General features: G+C 69.5%; 16 protein-coding genes. 12 read left to right on the top strand and 4 right to left on the bottom strand.

Annotation, left to right across the window (positions count from 1 at the left end):
* Nucleotides 1-27: 27 nt before the first annotated feature.
* Nucleotides 28-1,383, bottom strand: a complete 1,356-nt coding sequence (locus ABT137_RS43390) for an NAD(P)/FAD-dependent oxidoreductase (protein ID WP_351717862.1) — start codon at nt 1,381-1,383, stop codon at nt 28-30.
* Entirely contained in the window at nt 1,373-1,582 is a 210-nt protein-coding gene (locus ABT137_RS43385; RefSeq protein WP_089107210.1) for a ferredoxin, read from the bottom strand. The genes ABT137_RS43390 and ABT137_RS43385 overlap by 11 nt, the downstream gene beginning before the upstream one ends.
* A 334-nt stretch (nt 1,583-1,916) precedes the next feature.
* Here ABT137_RS43385 and ABT137_RS43380 point away from each other — a divergent pair, with 334 nt between their 5' ends.
* The 5 genes from ABT137_RS43380 (at nt 1,917) to ABT137_RS43360 (ending at nt 4,718) form a co-directional block, all read left to right on the top strand.
* Nucleotides 1,917-2,345, top strand: a complete 429-nt coding sequence (locus tag ABT137_RS43380) for a hypothetical protein (protein WP_351717860.1) — start codon at nt 1,917-1,919, stop codon at nt 2,343-2,345.
* A gap of 325 nt (nt 2,346-2,670) precedes the next feature.
* Entirely contained in the window at nt 2,671-3,090 is a 420-nt protein-coding gene (locus ABT137_RS43375) for an SsgA family sporulation/cell division regulator (RefSeq protein ID WP_351717858.1), read from the top strand.
* A gap of 41 nt (nt 3,091-3,131) precedes the next feature.
* Nucleotides 3,132-3,461: an NIPSNAP family protein gene (locus ABT137_RS43370; RefSeq protein WP_351717856.1), complete on the top strand. Its 330-nt coding sequence runs from the start codon at nt 3,132-3,134 to the stop codon at nt 3,459-3,461.
* Between the two features lie 46 nt (nt 3,462-3,507).
* The gene (locus ABT137_RS43365; RefSeq protein ID WP_351717855.1) at nt 3,508-4,224 is read left to right on the top strand and encodes a Clp protease N-terminal domain-containing protein; all 717 of its coding nucleotides are present in this window, start codon (nt 3,508-3,510) and stop codon (nt 4,222-4,224) included.
* Between the two features lie 125 nt (nt 4,225-4,349).
* Nucleotides 4,350-4,718, top strand: coding sequence for a transposase (locus tag ABT137_RS43360; RefSeq protein ID WP_502984668.1), 369 nt, complete (start codon nt 4,350-4,352; stop codon nt 4,716-4,718).
* Between the two features lie 168 nt (nt 4,719-4,886).
* Here ABT137_RS43360 and ABT137_RS43355 read toward each other — a convergent pair whose 3' ends face one another.
* Nucleotides 4,887-5,519 (bottom strand): TetR/AcrR family transcriptional regulator, encoded by a 633-nt coding sequence (locus ABT137_RS43355; protein ID WP_351717853.1) that lies wholly within the window; start codon nt 5,517-5,519, stop codon nt 4,887-4,889.
* Nucleotides 5,520-5,761: 242 nt separating this feature from the next.
* On the opposite strand from ABT137_RS43355, the gene ABT137_RS43350 reads away from it, so the two are divergent.
* The 3 genes from ABT137_RS43350 to ABT137_RS43340 all read left to right on the top strand — a co-directional run bounded on the left by ABT137_RS43350 (nt 5,762) and on the right by ABT137_RS43340 (nt 10,934).
* Nucleotides 5,762-8,983 (top strand): bifunctional cytochrome P450/NADPH--P450 reductase, encoded by a 3,222-nt coding sequence (locus ABT137_RS43350; protein ID WP_351717851.1) that lies wholly within the window; start codon nt 5,762-5,764, stop codon nt 8,981-8,983.
* A 160-nt stretch (nt 8,984-9,143) separates the two neighbouring features.
* The gene (locus ABT137_RS43345; protein WP_351717849.1) at nt 9,144-10,190 is read left to right on the top strand and encodes a zinc-binding dehydrogenase; all 1,047 of its coding nucleotides are present in this window, start codon (nt 9,144-9,146) and stop codon (nt 10,188-10,190) included.
* Between the two features lie 114 nt (nt 10,191-10,304).
* Nucleotides 10,305-10,934 carry a TetR/AcrR family transcriptional regulator gene (locus ABT137_RS43340; RefSeq protein ID WP_351717847.1) on the top strand — a complete coding sequence of 210 codons (630 nt, stop codon included), beginning with the start codon at nt 10,305-10,307 and terminating at the stop codon, nt 10,932-10,934.
* 51 nt (nt 10,935-10,985) lie between these two features.
* Here ABT137_RS43340 and ABT137_RS43335 read toward each other — a convergent pair whose 3' ends face one another.
* Complete coding sequence (locus tag ABT137_RS43335) at nt 10,986-11,621, bottom strand: TetR/AcrR family transcriptional regulator (protein WP_351717845.1); 636 nt, start codon at nt 11,619-11,621, stop codon at nt 10,986-10,988.
* Nucleotides 11,622-11,758: 137 nt separating this feature from the next.
* Here ABT137_RS43335 and ABT137_RS43330 point away from each other — a divergent pair, with 137 nt between their 5' ends.
* Genes ABT137_RS43330 through ABT137_RS43315 form a run of 4 tightly spaced genes read left to right on the top strand, consistent with a single transcriptional unit; the run spans nt 11,759 to nt 17,493 of the window.
* A complete protein-coding gene (locus ABT137_RS43330; protein WP_351717844.1) occupies nt 11,759-12,904 on the top strand; it encodes a VOC family protein in 1,146 nt (381 codons plus the stop codon).
* Complete coding sequence (locus ABT137_RS43325; RefSeq protein ID WP_351717842.1) at nt 12,901-13,839, top strand: fumarylacetoacetate hydrolase family protein; 939 nt, start codon at nt 12,901-12,903, stop codon at nt 13,837-13,839. Before ABT137_RS43330 ends, ABT137_RS43325 begins: the two co-directional genes overlap by 4 nt.
* The gene (gene mhpA / locus ABT137_RS43320; RefSeq protein WP_351717841.1) at nt 13,836-15,458 is read left to right on the top strand and encodes a bifunctional 3-(3-hydroxy-phenyl)propionate/3-hydroxycinnamic acid hydroxylase MhpA; all 1,623 of its coding nucleotides are present in this window, start codon (nt 13,836-13,838) and stop codon (nt 15,456-15,458) included. The genes ABT137_RS43325 and mhpA overlap by 4 nt, the downstream gene beginning before the upstream one ends.
* A gap of 43 nt (nt 15,459-15,501) precedes the next feature.
* The gene (locus ABT137_RS43315) at nt 15,502-17,493 is read left to right on the top strand and encodes an acetoacetate--CoA ligase (RefSeq protein ID WP_351717943.1); all 1,992 of its coding nucleotides are present in this window, start codon (nt 15,502-15,504) and stop codon (nt 17,491-17,493) included.
* Nucleotides 17,494-17,649: the final 156 nt, after the last annotated feature.

Here is a 17,649-nt window from a genome sequence, read left to right as displayed (position 1 = left end):
GGATCCTCGTGGTCGGCGGGACGCGGGCTACACCACGGTCAGTCTGCGGTCGGGAAGATGGCCGGTGAGCGCGACGGTCGGGCCGTGGGACAGCCCCGACGGATCCGGCACGAGAGAGGGGATCGGAATGTCTGCCGCGATCGCCCGGTCCTGCGCGCCGGGCGGCGGCGGGAACGGAGCGGCCGTCTCGATCAGGTGCCGGTAGTAGTCGAGCGACTTGGCCATGTCGACGGTGACCGCGGCGGTGACCCGGCCCTGGTAGCCGTAGACCATGGCCAGACGTCGTGCCTCCAGGGAGCCCTGGGCGATGACCACATGGTCGGAGTAGGTGGGTACACCCACGGACTTGATGTTGAGGCCGAACTGGGTCGACCAGAACGACGGGATGGACAGGTGCGGTCTCCGCAGCGGCCCGGGGTTGACCATGTTGTGGGCCGCCACCCCGGCCTGCTCCACCGCGTTTCCCCAGTGCTCCAGGGACAGCATCTGGTAGCCGAACAGTGGGTGGGGGAAGCGGGAGACGTCACCGGCCACGAAGACGTCGTCCGTGACGATCCCGTACATGTTGAAGGCCCGGCACCCGGCGTCGCAGGCGATCCCGCGCGGGCCTGCCGCGAGGCCGGAGTCCGCCAGCCATTCGACATTGCGGATCGCGCCCAGCGCGACGACGCACACGTCCGCGTCCACATGGCTGCCATCAGACAGCTCCGCGCCGGTGAAGCTGCCGTTCCCGCCCAGGGCTGTGACCATCACCCCGGTGCGCAGGTCCACGCCGTGGTTGCGCTGCATGACGGCCGCGAGTTTCGACAAGGTGCCGCCGAGGGCGCCGACCAGGGGCGCGGGGCCGCGTTCGGTGACCGTGACCTCAAGCTCCAGTTCCCGGCAGGCCGAGGCGATCTCCGAGCCCGTGAAGCCGCCGCCGATCACCAGCACCCGCTCCGGCCTCGCATCCAGCCGCTCGGCCAGCCCCGCGGCGTCCTCCCGGGTGCGCAGGGTGAACACCCCGTCCAGGGCGGCTTCCTCCGCGTTGGGCCAGGGCCGCGCCCGGGTCCCGGTGGCGATCAGCAGCCGGTCGTACGGCAGCGGCTCCCCGTCTTCCAGCAACACTCGTTTCGCCAGCAGGTCCACACCGGTGGCACGCACACCCAGACGCCACTCGGCGTCAGGATCCCGGCGCATCGGCAGCTCGGTGGTGTGCGCCGTCGCCTGCCCTAGCAGCACCTGCTTGGACAGCGGCGGCCGGTCGTAGGGCGCGTGGGGTTCGTCCCCGACCACGGTCAGGGAGCCGGTGAAACCCTCCTCGCGCAGCGCCTCTGCGGCCCTGAGCCCGGCCAGCGACGCGCCGACGATGACGATACGGCCGGCCTTGAGGTCATCGGCCACCAGTGCTCACCTCTTCTCCCAGGAGGATCGCCTGCACCGGGCACGCCGCCGCGGCCTGACGCACGCGTTCGACCTGATCGCCGGGAACGGCTGTGGCGTACAGCAGTCCCTCCTCGCCGTGCAGCTCGAACACCTCCGGCGCGAGGAAAACGCACTGTGCATAGCCCTGGCAGCGCGTGAGGTCGACAACGGTCCGCATCTCCACCACTTCCTCCGTTGCCTCTCCCCCTCGTTTCCAGCATGAGCCGGGAAACACAGGCCCGCACGTCGCGGCTGCGGAACGCAAACCCCGGCGCTCCGATGGGGCCAGGAATGGCCAACGCTCTTGAAGTAAGCATCAGTTGTCGGCTTGGCCAGCTGAGGGCGCCTCGGTGACTCACACCACTTCGACGTTTCCATACAACGTATGGTATTAATGACGAGGAGATTCCATACAGCGTATGGAAAATCTGGCCCGGACCACACCAGGCACTACGCATCGCCTGCCCGTACAACCGGGCGGTGCAGATCACGCCAATCGCGAAGGAAAGATCATGAAGAAGCTCACGAAGCGCATCGCTGTCACCGTTTCCTCCGTCGCGGTCGCGGGTGTCGCCGTTCTCGGTGCCGGGAGCACCGCCTCGGCCGCGACTCCTGCGCCCGCACACGTCCACCGCCCGGCTGTCAGCGCCAAGGCCGCCGACTACCAGTGGGACCACGGAGTCGGCTACCTGCTCGAACAGGGCTACTCCTGCGACGGAATCCGCGGCTGGCACCAGGACCACCACAGCACCGATTCGACCCGGCACGACTGCGATGGTCTCTTCTCCCGCGACGGTCACTTCTACCGCTGGGAAGGCGAGGGACATGGCGGAAAGTCCGACCAGTCGTACCGGGACGGCTGGAACCGCCACGACTGGAACCGCTCAGAGCACCTTGGCTGGGACGGGGAACACCACAACCGGAACCACGCCGACTGGTGAGGCAGGTTCCGCTTGCGGGCATGGCCCAGGTCGTTTCCCCCACCTTGCAGTCCGTCGGCGGCAAGGGCCCGCTCGCTGGTCAGAGATCAGCGGTCCCTGACCGCCGCCCAGGCCGCCCGCCTGAGGGCCCGGCCCTCCCCCTCACCGTTGCCTGCGGATACCCCTCAGGCGCCGCGGGCTCACGTCGCCCATCGGCCGCGATGGGCACACGAATTGCGCGGTCCGGCCGACCGGGCCCTGCTGTAACGCCCCTTCCCCCGCCGCCTCTTCGTCGCCAGCCGGGCGGCGGGGCAGCCGAGGCAGAGGTGCTTTGGAGTGAATATCGATGAAGTCCTTGAAGACCGTCGTGCGGGGAGTGACCGCGCAGCTTGTCGTCTCACGCTGCTACTCCCTGCCCATGTGCATGCGCCTGTGCTACGAACCCACCGATCCCTATGCCGTCCGTGCCGTCTTCTTCGTCCACGGTGATGAGCCGGTCGAATGGGTCCTGGGTCGCGACCTTCTGAGTGATGGCCTGACGGGTCCCGCAGGCGATGGAGATGTCCGGGTCTGGCCGGCCGTTGGTCCTGGCGACGTGGCGATGTACATCACCCTCGGATCTTCCGCAGGCACCGCGTTGCTCGAGGTTCCCGTGCAGGACATCAAGTCTTTCCTGGAGAACACGGAGGCGCTGGTGCCACGGGGCACCGAGTCCGGACGTATCGACTGGGACACCGAACTGGCGTTCCTCCTCTCGCAAGACTGACTGCCGTCCATCCACGCTCAGAAGAAAAGGAACGAAAGTTCATGTCCCAATACCAGCTTCGTGTCTACACCTTGCGCAGCCCTGAGTCGCTCGCCGCCTACGAGAACATCTGGGCCAAACACATTCCCGGCATGGCCAAGCACCGGATCACCACACACGGCGTCTGGACGGTGCCCGCAGCGCCCGCAGGCGCGGCTCCCCAGCTGTACGCCCTCGTTTCCTACAGGGACGCCGACGACATGCAGGAGCGCCTGGAGGCGTACTTGTCGAGTCCTGAATTCCGCGCAGACATGGAAGGCTTCGACCTCACCCAGATCGTTGATGTCGCCGAGTCCGTGCTGACACCCACCGCCGACTCGCCCTTGCGATGACGGTTGACCTTCGACAGGTGACGCAGCCAGAAGGGTGAGCGTCCTCGTGGCTCTTCCGGACCTGGACGATCTCATCGCGGAAGTCGACCGGAGATACGACACCGCACACCGCCTCGGAGGGGAGGAACAGCCCGACGGGCTCGCCCTGTTGACCGCCGCTACCGGCCTTGCTGGCCAACTCCGGGCACTGGCCGATGACTTGGTCGAGGCTTACGTTGAGCACTGCCGGACGCACGGCTCCTCGTGGACCGACATTGGTGCCGCCCTGGGTGTGACCCGACAGGCAGTCCAGCAGCGTTTCAACGCTCCGCACAAGCGCTACAGCCCCGAGACGATGACCGACGACCTCCACCGGGCGATGGCGCACGTCAAACAGGCGGCGGTGCAGCACCGCAGCAACTACATCGGCACCGAGCACCTGCTCTGGGGGCTGACCGCCGAGGACAACAGCGCCACCCGGCTCCTGCAAGTCGCCGGGGTCTCGCCGCAAACGGTCCACCGGTCCGTCGGCAATCGGCTGAGCATGGATGCCTCCCAGGCAGCCGAGCGCATCGCCTGGACACCCTACTCCCGTAAGGCCATCGTCATCGCCAAGACGCGGTCCGAGCACAACAGCTCCGACCGCATCGACTGCGACGACCTGCTGATCGGTCTTGCCCAGCTCGGCCGCGGAGTGGCCGCCGACGTCCTGACCGGGGCCGGGTTCGGCCCAGCCGCCCTCGACGCCACACTCACGGGCCCCCATTCATCACTGCACGACTGACCACGACCCACTGCACTGATCCTCAGGGGCCGTCGACCTCGCGGTCGGCGGCCCCTCACATACCCGAATTCCCCCCACCAGCTCAAGACCACGTCCCACATGGCCAGTTGGCGGTTGTGCCAGCAATGGGGAGTGGTCGGTGGGGACGGATCGTTCCGGAGGGTCTGTGGGAGATCGCGAGGCCGCCGCTGGCGCCGACACCCGTGCGTTCACGGGGCGGCGGGGTCGCGAACATCGTTGATGAGGCAGTCTTCGCGGCGATCAGCTGCGTGCTGGTCACCGGCTTCACTTGGCGGCCCCTGTCGCCGTGTTTCGGAACGTCGAAGCCGACGGTGCACCGCCGGTTCCTGATCTGGTACCGGGCAGGCATCCGGGGACGGCTGCACCAACAGGTCCTTGAGATGCTCGCCGGCCAGGACCTGGTCGACCGCCCTCGACGTGGGCCGACCGGATATCCGGACCGCGGCCCTGGCAGTGGCGGTGCCGGCCGGTAAGGCCCACCCCGCTGTTCGCCACCACGCAGCCGGGTCCGCAACACACGGGCACCGGCAGCGGTTGCCCCGGGATGGCCTGCCCGGATGTGACGGATGGCTCCCAGTGCGTCGCAGACCGAACTGACCGATCAGGGGCGCCCCAGGCCGCGACGCCTCAGAAGCAGGGACTCAACGGACGGGGCCCTGGCTGTCACGTTCGGCGGCAAGCCGGCCTTCCAGGCCCGCGATGAGAGTGTCCATCACCAGGCGGAACCTGCGGTCCTGGACAGGCCCTGACGGGTCTGCGTCCGTGGACTCGTCTTCGTCGGCGGCGAGACCGGGGGGCTTGAGGCTCGCCCACTGGTGAAGCGAGCCGTTGAGTTCAGCGGTGAGGACACCGACGACGACGGCGACCACCAGAGCAGCGGCCTCCGAGACCTCTGACTCAGGCACTCCTGCGGCGGCCACGATCGCGGTGAGCGCGGTCCAGAACGGATCGTCGGGCTGGATGAAGTCCGGCTGGTGGCTGAACGAGTAGGCCATCAGCTCGGGGTGACGGTGCGCCAGCGTACGGAAGTCCGTGGCGAGCAAACGGATGCGCTCCTGCCAGGGGGCGTCCTCAAGCGTCACGGTGCGGAACTGGGCGCCGACCATTCTCGTCACGCCGCGCAGCACGGCTTCCTTGTTCGGCACGTGGTGGTACAGCGACATCGGGTTCGCATCGAGCACGGTGGCGAGTTTGCGCATGGTGAGCGCCTCGACCCCGTCCTCGTCGATGAGCCGCAGGGCGGCGGCATAGATCCCGGCCTCGGTCAGAGGCACGTCTCTCTTCCTCGTTCCCCGCGGGGGACGCCTCACCTTATTTTCCATACCTCGTACGGTATCAGTTTCGTACATCGTACGGAAATGGCCTTGATCACACCGGTCAGCCGCACCGTCGGGGGTTGCGTCGAGTTTCCATACGGCGTACGGTACTGATTCCATACAGCGTATGTTTTTGTGAGGCGCCGCGGCATAGAGCAGCGCACCCCTTGCCCAACTCCCTCCCCACACAGGAGCAACCGATGACCACGAACTCCGCGAACGACCTTCGCCCCATCCGGTCCCCCCGCGGGATCCCCCTGCTCGGCCACACGCCGCAGATCCCCGACACCAACCCCGTCGAGTACTTCAACGAGCTGTCCAAGCAGTTCCCCGAGGGCATCTACGGCATGGACATCGCCGGCATCGAGCAGGTCTTCGTCTATGACCCGGACCTGGTGGCCGAGGTCTGCGACGAGACGCGGTTCTTCAAGCAGATCGAGAAGACGCCGCTGAACCATGTGCGGGACTTCACGGGGGCGGGGCTGTTCACGGCCCACCAGCACGAGGAGGAATGGGCCATGGCCCACCGGATCCTTCTGCCGGCCTTCAGCCAGCGGGCCATGAAGACCTACTACGGGCAGATGCTGGAGATCGCCCAGAACCTGGTCGGCAAGTGGGAGAGCCGGGAGGGGCAGCCGGTCAACATCACCGACGACTACACCCGGCTCACCCTGGACACCATCGCTCTGTCGGGTTTCGGCTACCGGTTCGACTCCTTCGCCGAGGAGCAGCTGCACCCCTTCCTCAACGCGCTCCTCGAGTCGCTGATCGAGTCGCTGCGGCGCTCCCAGGAGCTGCCGATGATGACCAAGCTCCGGAAGGCGGACGACAGGAAGTACCGCGAGAACATCCAGCTGATGCGCGACCTCGTCGAGAGCGTGATCAAGGAGCGTCGCGAAGGGAAGGGCAGCGGCGAGGAGGACCTGCTCGGCCTCATGCTGGAGGCCACCGACCCGGAGACCGGCGAGCTGCTGGCGGACGACAACGTCCGCGACCAGGTGGTGACCTTCCTGATCGCCGGTCACGAGACCACCAGTGGCCTGCTGTCGTTCGCCACGTACTCGCTGATGCGCAACCCACACGTCCTGGCACAGGCGTACGCCGAGGTGGACCGCCTGCTGCCCGGTGACACGGTCCCGGACTACGACACGATCATGCAGCTCGACGTCATCCCGCGGATCCTGGAGGAGACCCTGCGCCTGTGGGCCCCCATCCCGATGATCGCCAAGGCGCCCATCGACGGCACCGTCATCGGTGACCGGTACGAGCTGAAGAAGGGGACCAGGGCCAACATCCTCATGGGCGCACTGCACTCCCACCCCAAGGCGTGGGACCGCCCGGAGGAGTTCGACATCGACCGGTGGCTGCCGGAGAACCGTGTCCAGCAGCACCCGCACGCCTACAAGCCGTTCGGCAACGGTGTGCGTGCCTGCATCGGCCGGCAGTTCGCGCTCACCGAGGCCCGCCTGGCGCTGGCGCTGGTGCTGCAGAAGTTCAGGTTCTCCGACACCACCGACTACAAGATGGACGTCCGCGAGGCGCTGACCCGCAAGCCCGGCGACTTCCAGCTGGTCGTCCGCAAGCGTCAGGAGCACCAGCGGACCGTCTTCGGCACTGCCGACCTCCAGGCCGGCGACACGCAGGCGCAGACGGCGGTCAGCGGCGTCGGTGTGAACCTGACCGTCGCCTACGGATCCAGCCTCGGGTCCTGCGAGGACCTGGCGCGCACCATCGCCGACCGCGGTGAGCGCTCCGGCTTCGGCACAACACTGATGAGCCTGGACGAACTCGGCGACAACCTGCCCACCGAGGGTCTGCTCGTCGTCGTCGCCGCCAGCTACAACGGCAAGGCGCCCGACAACGCCCAGTGCTTCGACGACCTGATCGCCGCCGGCCTGCCCCAGGGTTCACTGTCCAACGTGCGGTTCGCGCTGCTGGGCGCAGGCAACACCCAGTGGGTGGCCACCTTCCAGGCATTCCCCAAGCGGATCGAGGAAGGTCTGCTGGCCGCCGGCGCCACCCCGGTCGTCGAGCGCGGCATCGCGGACGCCGCCGGTGACTTCGACGGCATGGCGAGTCGCTGGATGGACACCCTGTGGGCCACCCTGGCCGAGGAGTACGCGGCCGACACGTCCGAGGCGAGCGGCCCGCGCTACGAGGTCCAGCTGCTCACCGAGTCCGACGTGCGCCCCGCCATCGTCTCCGAGCAGGCGTACCCGCTCACGGTGGTAGCCAACGAGGAGCTCGTGGCCGACGCGACCGGCCTGTGGGACTTCAGCATCGAGCCGCCGCGCCCGTCCGCGAAGTCCGTCACCGTCGAGTTGCCCGAAGGTGTCACCTACGACACCGGCAACCACCTGGCCGTCTTCGCCAAGAACGAAGCCGTCCTGGTGGAACGCGCACTGAGGCGGCTGGGTGTCGAGTACGGCCAGGTGCTCCGGCTCGACCAGCCCGGCGGCGGCCGCACCCACCTGCCGGTCGGCGTGCCCGTCACCGCCGGCATCCTGCTCACCGAGTTCCTGGAGCTGCAGGACGTGGCCACCCGCTCCCAGATCCAGACCCTGGCCGAGTACACCCAGTGCCCGTGGACCCGGCCGCAGCTCCAGGCGTATGCGGCCGACACCCAGGAGGCCGAGGAGCACTACCAGAAGGAGATCCTCGGCAGGCGGGTCTCGGTGCTGGGCCTGCTGGAGCGCTTCCCGGCGGTCGAGCTGCCGCTGGCGGTGTTCCTGGAGATGATGGGGCCGATCCGTCCGCGCTTCTACTCCATCTCCTCCGCCCCGTCGGCCAACCCGCGCCATGTGCGCCTGACCGTCGGCCTGCTGGAGGGCCCGGCCCTGTCCGGCGACGGCCAGTACCGCGGCACCTGCTCCTCCTACGTTGCGGGCCTTGAGCCCGGAGACGTCGTCTACGGCTACGTCCGCGTGCCCTCCCCGACGTTCGCCCCGCCGGCCGACCCGGCCACTCCGCTGATCCTGATCGGCCCCGGCACCGGCATCGCGCCGCTGCGCGGCTTCCTGGAGGAGCGGGCCTGGCAGCACGCCGATGGCACGCAGGTCGGTCTGTCGCAGGTCTTCGTCGGCTGCCGCCACCCGGAGCACGACTACTTCTACCGGCAGGAGATGCAGAACTGGGAGCGGGCCGGGATCGCGCAGGTCCACACCGCTTTCTCCGCGGTGACCGGCCACCCGGCCCGGTTCGTGCAGAACGCCATCGCGGGCGCCGCCGACACGGTGTGGCAGGCCATCGAGGACGGCGCGTACATCTACGTCTGCGGTGACGGCCGCCGCATGGCCCCCGCCGTCCGCGAGGCACTGGCCGCCGTCCACCGTCAGAAGACCGGCAGCGACGACGAGACCGCCCAGCAGTGGCTCGCCCGGCTCGAGGCCGACGAGCGCTACCAGCAGGACGTCTTCGCCTGACCGTCGCACGCCGTCAAGGCGTGTGACCCCCAGCCGCCGGGAGGCGTGCGGCATACCCCGCTGCCGGCCGTACGCCTCCCGGCCACCACAAGCCCCTCAGACGCCCCATGGCACGCATCGGCCCGAACCGCCGAGTGCCGCTCGCAGAAAGCAGATCTTCATGGACACCATGCTCGCCGGACGCTTCCACCTGGACAGCAAGAAGTTCGCCGTGGAAGAGGTCCCCATCCCCGTGCCGGGCCCGGGCGAGGTCCTCATCGAGGTGAAGGCCGCAGGCGTCTGCCTCTCGGACGTCCACCTCCTCGACGGCTCACTCGTCCCGCTGTTCGCCACCTCCGACACGGTCACCGTCGGCCACGAGGTCTCCGGTGTGATCCACACCCTCGGCCCCGGCCTCAAGCGCGGTCTGTCCGTCGGCACCCGCGTCACCCTGGAGGCCGGAAAGACCTGCGGCCAGTGCGCCGGCTGCGTGCGCCGCCGCCCCTGCACCCGGATGCTCACCGCCGGCATCGACTACGACGGCGGCTGGGCCGAGTACGTGATCGCCCGCGAGGACACCCTCATCCCCATCCCCGACGCCCTCCCCTTCGACCAAGCCGCGATCATCCCCGACGCGGTCTCCACCCCCTACGCCGCCGTCGTCGCCACCGCGGGCGTCCGCCCTGCCCAGTCCGTCGGCATCTGGGGCGTAGGCGGAGTGGGCGCGCACAACGTACGCCTCGCCCGCCTGGTCGGCGCCGCGCCGATCATCGCCGTCGACCCGCTGCCCAGCGCCCGGGAGCGCGCCCTGGCCTTCGGCGCGGACCACGCCCTGGACCCGGCCGCCCCCGACTTCGCCGACCAGGTACGCGCGGCCACCGACGGACGGGGCCTGGACTTCGCCTTCGACTGCGCCGGCGTACCCGCCGTCCGCGAGCAGGCCGCCTCCGTGCTCGGCCTGGGCGGCTCCCTGATCCTGGTCGGCATCACGCCCAAGCCACTCACCATCACCGAGGGCCTGACCTTCAACTACCTGCAGAAGCAGGTACGCGGTCACTACGGCGGCTTCCCGGAGTCGGTCTCCGAACTGGTGCGGCTGGCCGCAGCCGGCCGCCTCGACCTGGCCCCCTCCATCACGGACCACATCCCGCTCATCGACGCGGCCGACGCGGTCAGCCGCCTGGAGAACAAGATCGGCGACCCGATCCGCCTCATCCTTGTCCCCTGACACCCGTCAGCAGGACACCAAGCCACCTCGGGCAGGGGTGAGTGGGCGCCGGTGGGTGGGGGGGCACCGGCGCCCACGGCTTTCCCGCAGCCAAGAACTCGGAGAGACGGAGTCATGCAGAGGACCGATATCCCGGGCCGCCCCCCGCAGCGCAGTAACGCCCGCTCGAACCACAGACGCATCCTCGCGACCGCTCGACGGACACTGCGGGACGACCCCGACGCGAGTCTCGACAGCATCGCTGTAGCGGCCGGCGTCACGCGGCGCACCCTCTACGGACACTTCCCCGGCCGGCAAGCGCTGATCGACGAGCTGACGCACGAAGCAGGCCAAGCGCTTCAGCAGGCGTTCGCCGCAGCCCGTACGCCGGGTGCTGATCCGCTCGAGGCGATGGCGCGGATGGCCCTGGCGGCATGGGCGGTGGGCGACCGGTTCCGCATGCTCATCTCCTTGGGGCGGCGCCATCCGGGAGGGGATGCGGTCCACACCACCCTGGCACCGGCCCGTGAGGAGGCCATCGCGACCATCCGACGTGGTCAGCACGGAGGCGTGTTCGCGGCCCACGTCCCAGCGCCGGTCCTCGCCCACGCGCTGGAAGCACTGATGCTGGCCCTCGCCGAAGAGAACGGCGCGGGCACCTGGACCGATCCCTCGGGCGAGGCCGCCGCGACCGCGTTCCTCGTGGCCGCCGGCGTGGCACCGCAGGCCGCCGCACGCCAGGTGCACGACGTGATGAATGGTTGACGCCCTCCCGGGAGGCCCTTCGCGGTCCGCATGACGTCGGCTGCCGAGCTGTCAGGCGAGGCCCGGCAGAGGACGTCGGGTGACCTCGTGGGCGTCGTCCGGGGCGATGCCCAGCATGCGGAGGACCATTTCGGCCAGGTCGGAGGCGACCTCGTCGCCGTCGAGCTCGGGGCGGGCCAGTCGCAGCGCCACGAGGGACAGCAGGGTGCCGCCCACGGCGGACAGGGCCGTGGTCGGGTTGCGGCAGGCGAACCGGCCGGAGGCGATGCCGATCTCCAGGTCGCGCAGGGCCCGCGGGGCAAGGCCGCGGTCGGAGTGGATGTGGGCCAGCCCGCGGTCATGCAGGATCCGCAGGAGTTCCGGGTGGGAGTCGGCCATCAGGGCAGTGAGCCGGAAGCCCGCCGCGACCAGCTCGGCCGGGTCGTCGATTCCTTGTACGCGCTCGTCGATGACCTGGCCGAACTCCTCCAGGGCGTCCGTCACCGCGGCGTCGAACAGCTCCGTCTTGGACTCGAAGTGGTTGTAGAAGGAGCCGAACCCGACATCCGCGCGCTCGGCGATCGCCTGGATGCTGACGCTGGTGTCCCCGGTCTCCGCGAGGATCTGCCGCGCCGCACGGACGAGCGACTGACGGGTCTCGGCGCGGCGCCGCTCGAAACGGTTCTTGGGCGGGGCTGACGTCGGCATACGGACAGTGTAACCACTGAAGCGATGACCCCGCCATTACTGATGAGATCCTCAATTATTTGAGCCACCCCTATTGACGATGAGAAACCACAGAGTTGATGATTTCCTCACTACGGCAGTGTTGCTTGGAGGACACCATGTCCCACACCTCTGTTAACAGAGGCGCTCACCAGACGCCTCACCAGGACCTTCACAGTGAGCAGGGCGCCCTACGCGGAGAGCACCCCGGACGAGCCCGCAATCCCGTGATCAAGGCGGCGGACCTGGCCTGGCTGGAGTTCGAGAAGCCCGACCTGGACCGGGCCGAGGTGTTCGCCCGTGACTTCGGTTTCGCGATCGCCGCCCGCACCGACCACGAACTGTGGCTGCGCGGCACGTTCGCGGGCTCACCCTGCATGGTCATCCGGCGTGGGCGCGCCTCCCGCTTCCTCGGGCCGGCGTTCCGCGCGGCCGAGCGGGCCGACCTGGACCGGCTGGCCCGCACCACCGGCAGTACCGTCCGGGACATCGGCGTACTGGGTGGTGGGCAGTCGGTCGCCCTGCTCGATCCCTCGGGTTTGCCGGTCCGGGTGGTGCACTGCGCCGAGCCGCTGCCCGCACTGCCCGGGCAGGAGCCGCTGGTCCTCAACTTCGGCTCCGATCACCGTCGTACGAACGCCACCCAGCGTCCGCCCCGCGAGCCGTCCCGTATCCAGCGGCTGGGCCATGTAGTGGTGGAGACACGGACGTTCGCCCGCACGCTGGACTGGTACCTGGACACCCTCGGGATGATCGTGTCCGACTTCCTGTTCCTGGACGGGCAACGCGGGCGCGGGCCGACGATGGCGTTCATCCGGTGCGACCAGGGGAGCGTGGCCGTCGATCACCACACGCTGGCCCTGCACCTGGGGCCCGGGACCGGCTATGTCCACTCGGCCTACCAGGTCACCGACCTGGACTCGATCGCCGTCGGCGGGGAGTACCTGGCCGAGCGCGGTTACCAGCGCAGCTGGGGCATCGGCCGGCACATCCAGGGCAGCCAACTCTTCGACTACTGGCGCGACCCCGACCACTTCATGCTGGAGCACTTCGCCGACGGCGACCTCTTCTCCTGCGACCTGGAGCCCGGCTGGGCGCCGATGTCGGCGAGCGGCCTGGCCCAGTGGGGGCCGCCCGTCACCCGCGACTTCCTGGGCACCAACCCCTCCCCCGCCAAGCTCCGCGAGGTCATGACGGCCCTGCGCGACGACAACGAACTCGACCCCGCACGCCTGCTGGGCCTGATGAAAGCGATGAGCTCATGAGCACCAACGTTCTGCGCACCCCCGACGGCTGGTGGACCGTCCGGGACGAGCGCGCCGTCCGCATCGAGACCAAGGCGGTCACCACCGCCGAACTGCTCGCCGAACGCGCCGCCGTGCGGGAGGCCGACGCCTCCGGCGAGAGCGGCACGCCCGTCGCCGACCTGGTGGCGCTGCCCCCGGTCACCACCCCGTGCCGGGTGGTCGCCCAAATGGTCAACTACCGCAGCCACGCCAAGGATTCGGGCTTCACCGGCGACATCCCGCCCACCTTCTTCCGCAAGGCGTCCGGCTCGGTCAGCGGCGCCCACGACACGATCATCCGACCCACGCACGTCAAGTTCCTCGACTACGAGGTGGAACTCGGCCTCGTCATGGGCGCGACCCTGCCCGTGGGCACCGTCGTCGAGGAGCAGGACCTGCCGCGCTATGTCGCCGGCCTTGTCCTGACCAACGACGTCAGCGCCCGCGACGTCCAGCTGACCAAGACCCAGTTCTACGAGAGCAAGTCCTACCCGACCTTCACGCCGACGGGTCCGTACCTGGCCCTGCTGGAGCCCGAGGACTTCACCCATCTGCTGAATCTTCGGCTGCGGCTGTCGGTCAACGGCGTGTCACGCCAGGACCGCACGCTGGCCGACATGATCGTACGGCCCGCACAGGCGCTCACCCTGCTCGCCCGCTTCCAGACCCTCGACCCCGGCGACCTGCTGCTGACCGGCACTCCCGGCGGCACGGCTCTGAAGGCCCCGCCCAAGGCGGCTGAGAAGATCGCTGCGCTGCTGCCGCCCGCACTGAAGTGGAAGGCGTTCTTCAAGGGCCAGGCCAGGAACCCCAAGTACCTGCGCAACGGTGACCTCATCACCGCCACGATCGCCACCCCGGACGGACGGATCGACCTCGGCGAGCAGCGGACCCCCGTTACGGCCGCACCATGAAGGCCACAGCCCGTACACCGGTGGTGATCATCGGTGCCGGACCCGTCGGGATCACGGCCGCCCTGCTGCTCGCCCGGCAGGGAGTGCGCAGCGTCGTACTGGAACGCCACCAGGACATCTACCCCTTGCCGCGTGCCGTCGTCGTGGACGACGAGATCCGCCGGATCCTGCAGAGCGTAGGTGTGCACGAGGAGTTCGCAGCCCTGGCGCGACCGGCGTCCGGACTGCGGCTGCTGGACGCCGGGCGCCGCGTGATCGCCGAATTCCCGCGGTCCACGCACGGACACCACGGCTTCCCCCAGACCAGTATGTTCGACCAGCCCGAGCTGGAACGCCTGCTGCGTGACGCCCTGGCGCGCCGCCCTGAGTGCGAACTGTGGAGTGGGGTGGAGTTCGTGTCCGTCACCCAGTCCGTCGCACGGGACACCGACGGACCGAACGATCCGACGGGTCCGGTCCGGGTCACCTTCCGGCGCGACGGCAGCGACGAGGAGGAGCACCTGTGGGCCGATGCCGTCCTCGGCTGCGACGGCGCGGGCAGTCTCACCCGTGACGCCATCGGCGCCGTGTGGGAGGACCTGCGCTTCGAGGAGAGCTGGCGGGTCATCGACGTGCGCACCAGTCGCCCTGTGCGTACCTGGGAAGGTGCCGAACAGATCTGCTCTCCCACTCGGCCGGCCACCTTCATGCGCGTCGGCGAGGACCGTTACCGCTGGGAGTTCCGGCTGGCCGACGACCAGAACCTGGACGGCCCGGACGGATGGGAGCGCCTGCGCGAGCTGGTCGCCCCCTGGGTGGACCTGCCGTCCGACGCCTCGCAGGGCACCGGCTTCGAGGTGATACGGCAGGCGCAGTACACCTTCCGGGCCCGTCTCGCCGACCGGTGGCGCAGGGGGCGTGTCTTCTTGTTGGGCGACGCCGCCCATCTCACTCCGCCCTTCGTGGGGCAGGGGCTGTGCGCCGGCCTGCGCGACGCCAACAACCTCGCCTGGAAGCTCACCCGCGTCCTCCAACAGGGCGCCCCCGAGGGGCTGCTGGACACCTACGAACGCGAGCGCAAGCCGCACGCCCGCCATGTGATCCGCGTGGCGGTCGCCGTCGGCTGGGCCATGACCGGCGGCCAGGACCGCGGTGCGGCGTTCCGCCGGGCGGTCGTGGGAACGGCCTGTCGCGTCCCCGGTGTGACCGAGGTGGTGAGCCGTGACCTCAGTCCGGCGCTGACCGCAGGTCCACTCGTACGGCGCCGCCCCAGGCTGACCGGTCGCGTGCTGGCCGGCACCTTCTGCCCGCAGCCCTGGGTGCGGTACGACGGCAGGCGAGTGCGTCTCGATGACGTCCTGGGAGACTCCTTCGCCGTCCTGACCGCTGTGCCAACCACAGCGCAGATGACGGTCGTGGCCACGGCACTGGGCGCCCCGACGATCCACGTCGACGACCTGGGCGACGACGGCACCCTGGCCGGCTGGCTGGCCCGCGGCCGTGCCGACGCCGTCCTGCTGCGACCCGACCGTGTCGTGATGGACACCGTCCCGGCCGGCACCGGCGACTTCAGGGACACCGTCGCGTGGGCCCCCCTGCTGCACACGGCCCGCCGTACCGCCGATGCCCGGCCCGTCTGACGAGGAGCACCACACCGTGACCACCCCGCGCCCTGACTCGTATATGGAACCCTTCTTCACTCCCGATCCGCAGTCGGCCGCTCGTAGCCGCATCGCGGACTTCGCCCGATGGGCGGCCCGGCACCGAGGCGCCGAAGGGATACAGGACCCCACGGACTACCGAGCCCTGCACCAGTGGTCCGTCACCGACCTCGAAGGGTTCTGGGCCGCGGTGTGGGAGTACTTCGACGTCGACGCGGCGACTGAGTACGAGCGGGTGCTGGACGAGGAGACCATGCCCGGAGCCCGCTGGTTCCCCGGCGCCACCCTCAACTACGTCCATCACGCGCTGCGCAACCTGCGGCCGGACGCTCCGGCGATCACCGCCCTGGACGAGACCGGGGCCGGCTATGAGATCACCGGCCGGGAGCTGCGCGCCCGGGTCGCCTCCGTCGCTGCCGGCCTGCGCGACCTGGGCGTCGGACAGGGCGACCGGGTGGTGGGTTACCTGCCCAACACCCCCCACGCCGTCATCGCCTTCCTCGCCGCCGCAAGCCTGGGCGCGGTGTGGTCGGTGTGCGGCCAGGACTACGCACCCAAGGCCGCCGCCGACCGCTTCGCCCAGCTCGAACCCACGGTGCTCATCACCGCTGACGGCTACCTCTTCAACGGCACGACCCACGACCGCCGCGCCGCCGCGCTCGAACTCGCCGCAGCCCTGCCGACGCTGAAAGCCACGGTGCTCGTGGACCATGTGGGCCTTGAGTGGCCCGAGGGCGGTAACTCGGGGCTGAGGGTTCCCTGGGAGGACGCGGCCACCCGCGTCGAGCACCTCACCATCGCCCCGGTGCCGTTCGACCACCCCCTGTGGGTCGTCTTCTCCTCCGGCACCACCGGACTGCCCAAGGGCATCGTCCACGGGCACGGCGGGGTCCTGCTCGAACACCTCAAGATCCTCGGCCTGCACACCGATCTGGGCACCGGGGACCGCCTGCTGTGGTATACCACCACCCACTGGATGATGTGGAACCTGGTCGTCTCCACCCTGCTGACAGGTGCCACCACCTGCACCTACGACGGCAGCCCGGTACCGCAGTCGCGTCCGGACGTCCTGTGGGAGCTGGCGGCCCGTCACAGAGTCACCGTCTTCGGCACCAGTCCTCAGTACCTGCTGGCCATGGCCAAGCTGGGCATCGAACCCTCCGTGCACGACCTGTCGGCCGTCCGCGTCGTCGGCTGCACCGGCTCCGCTCTGGCCGCCTCCGCCTACCCCTGGGTCCGCGACCACGTGGGCGCCGGCGTCCAGCTGGCCTCCACCAGCGGCGGAACCGACATCGTCTCCGGCTTCGCCGGCAGCGCCTCCACGACCCCCGTCTGGGCGGGAGAGCTGTCCGCCCCCAGCCTCGGCGTGGCCCTGGCCGCCTACGACGCGACGGGCAACCCTGTCCTCGACCAGGTCGGCGAACTGGTCGTCACCCGGCCCATGCCATCCATGCCGCTGTACTTCTGGAACGACCCCGACGGCAGCCGCTACCGCGACGCCTACTTCGGCGCCTACCCCGGCGTGTGGCGGCACGGCGACTGGATCACGCTCACCTCGCACGGCTCGGTGATCGTCCACGGCCGCTCCGACGCCACCCTCAACCGCAACGGCGTGCGCCTGGGCAGTGCCGACATCCACGACGTCGTCGAACGCCTCCCCGAGATCACCGAGGCCCTCGTCATCGGCGCGGAGGAACCCGACGGCGGCTACTGGATGCCGCTCTTCGTGGTCCTCGCCGACGGGGTCGCCCTGGACGACTCCCTGCACGACCGGATCCGCGCCGCCATCCGCACGGGCGCCTCACCCCGCCACGTCCCCGACGAGATCCTCGCCGTACGGGCCCTACCGCACACGAAGACCGGCAAGAAGCTCGAGGTTCCCATCAAGCGCCTGCTCCAGGGTGCCCCCGCCGAGCAGGTCCTGAACCCCGAGGCGATCGACGATCCCGACCTGATCGCCTACTTCGCCCGCCTGGGCGCGGAGCGGAACAAGCGGTCGGCACACGACACATGACGTCGGCCAGGGGACCACAGGCCCACGTGACAGCACCGGTCCTTGTGCCCTGCCCGGCTCCGCAGACCCCGTCCCCAGGGGGTGGTGCCGGGGCGGTGAAACACGATATATCGCGGGCATGGGAAGTCAAGACACCCGCGGGTGTGGTTGGTTGGG

The organism is Streptomyces sp. NPDC001980 (genome assembly GCF_040296885.1).
In the GTDB taxonomy this organism is placed as follows: Bacteria; Actinomycetota; Actinomycetes; order Streptomycetales; family Streptomycetaceae; genus Streptomyces.
Note: the sequence above shows the minus strand (reverse complement) of the source record. Positions and strands in the feature narration are given on the sequence as shown.

Coding starts and splice junctions, on each gene's coding strand:
- ABT137_RS43385 (WP_089107210.1), bottom strand. CDS start 1,582: ATGCGGACCGTTGTCGACCTCACGCGCTGCCAGGGCTATGCACAGTGC.
- ABT137_RS43380 (WP_351717860.1), top strand. CDS start 1,917: ATGAAGAAGCTCACGAAGCGCATCGCTGTCACCGTTTCCTCCGTCGCG.
- ABT137_RS43375 (WP_351717858.1), top strand. CDS start 2,671: ATGAAGTCCTTGAAGACCGTCGTGCGGGGAGTGACCGCGCAGCTTGTC.
- ABT137_RS43370 (WP_351717856.1), top strand. CDS start 3,132: ATGTCCCAATACCAGCTTCGTGTCTACACCTTGCGCAGCCCTGAGTCG.
- ABT137_RS43360 (WP_502984668.1), top strand. CDS start 4,350: ATGGGGAGTGGTCGGTGGGGACGGATCGTTCCGGAGGGTCTGTGGGAG.
- ABT137_RS43350 (WP_351717851.1), top strand. CDS start 5,762: ATGACCACGAACTCCGCGAACGACCTTCGCCCCATCCGGTCCCCCCGC.
- ABT137_RS43345 (WP_351717849.1), top strand. CDS start 9,144: ATGGACACCATGCTCGCCGGACGCTTCCACCTGGACAGCAAGAAGTTC.
- ABT137_RS43340 (WP_351717847.1), top strand. CDS start 10,305: ATGCAGAGGACCGATATCCCGGGCCGCCCCCCGCAGCGCAGTAACGCC.
- ABT137_RS43335 (WP_351717845.1), bottom strand. CDS start 11,621: ATGCCGACGTCAGCCCCGCCCAAGAACCGTTTCGAGCGGCGCCGCGCC.
- ABT137_RS43330 (WP_351717844.1), top strand. CDS start 11,759: ATGTCCCACACCTCTGTTAACAGAGGCGCTCACCAGACGCCTCACCAG.
- ABT137_RS43325 (WP_351717842.1), top strand. CDS start 12,901: ATGAGCACCAACGTTCTGCGCACCCCCGACGGCTGGTGGACCGTCCGG.
- mhpA (WP_351717841.1), top strand. CDS start 13,836: ATGAAGGCCACAGCCCGTACACCGGTGGTGATCATCGGTGCCGGACCC.
- ABT137_RS43315 (WP_351717943.1), top strand. CDS start 15,502: ATGGAACCCTTCTTCACTCCCGATCCGCAGTCGGCCGCTCGTAGCCGC.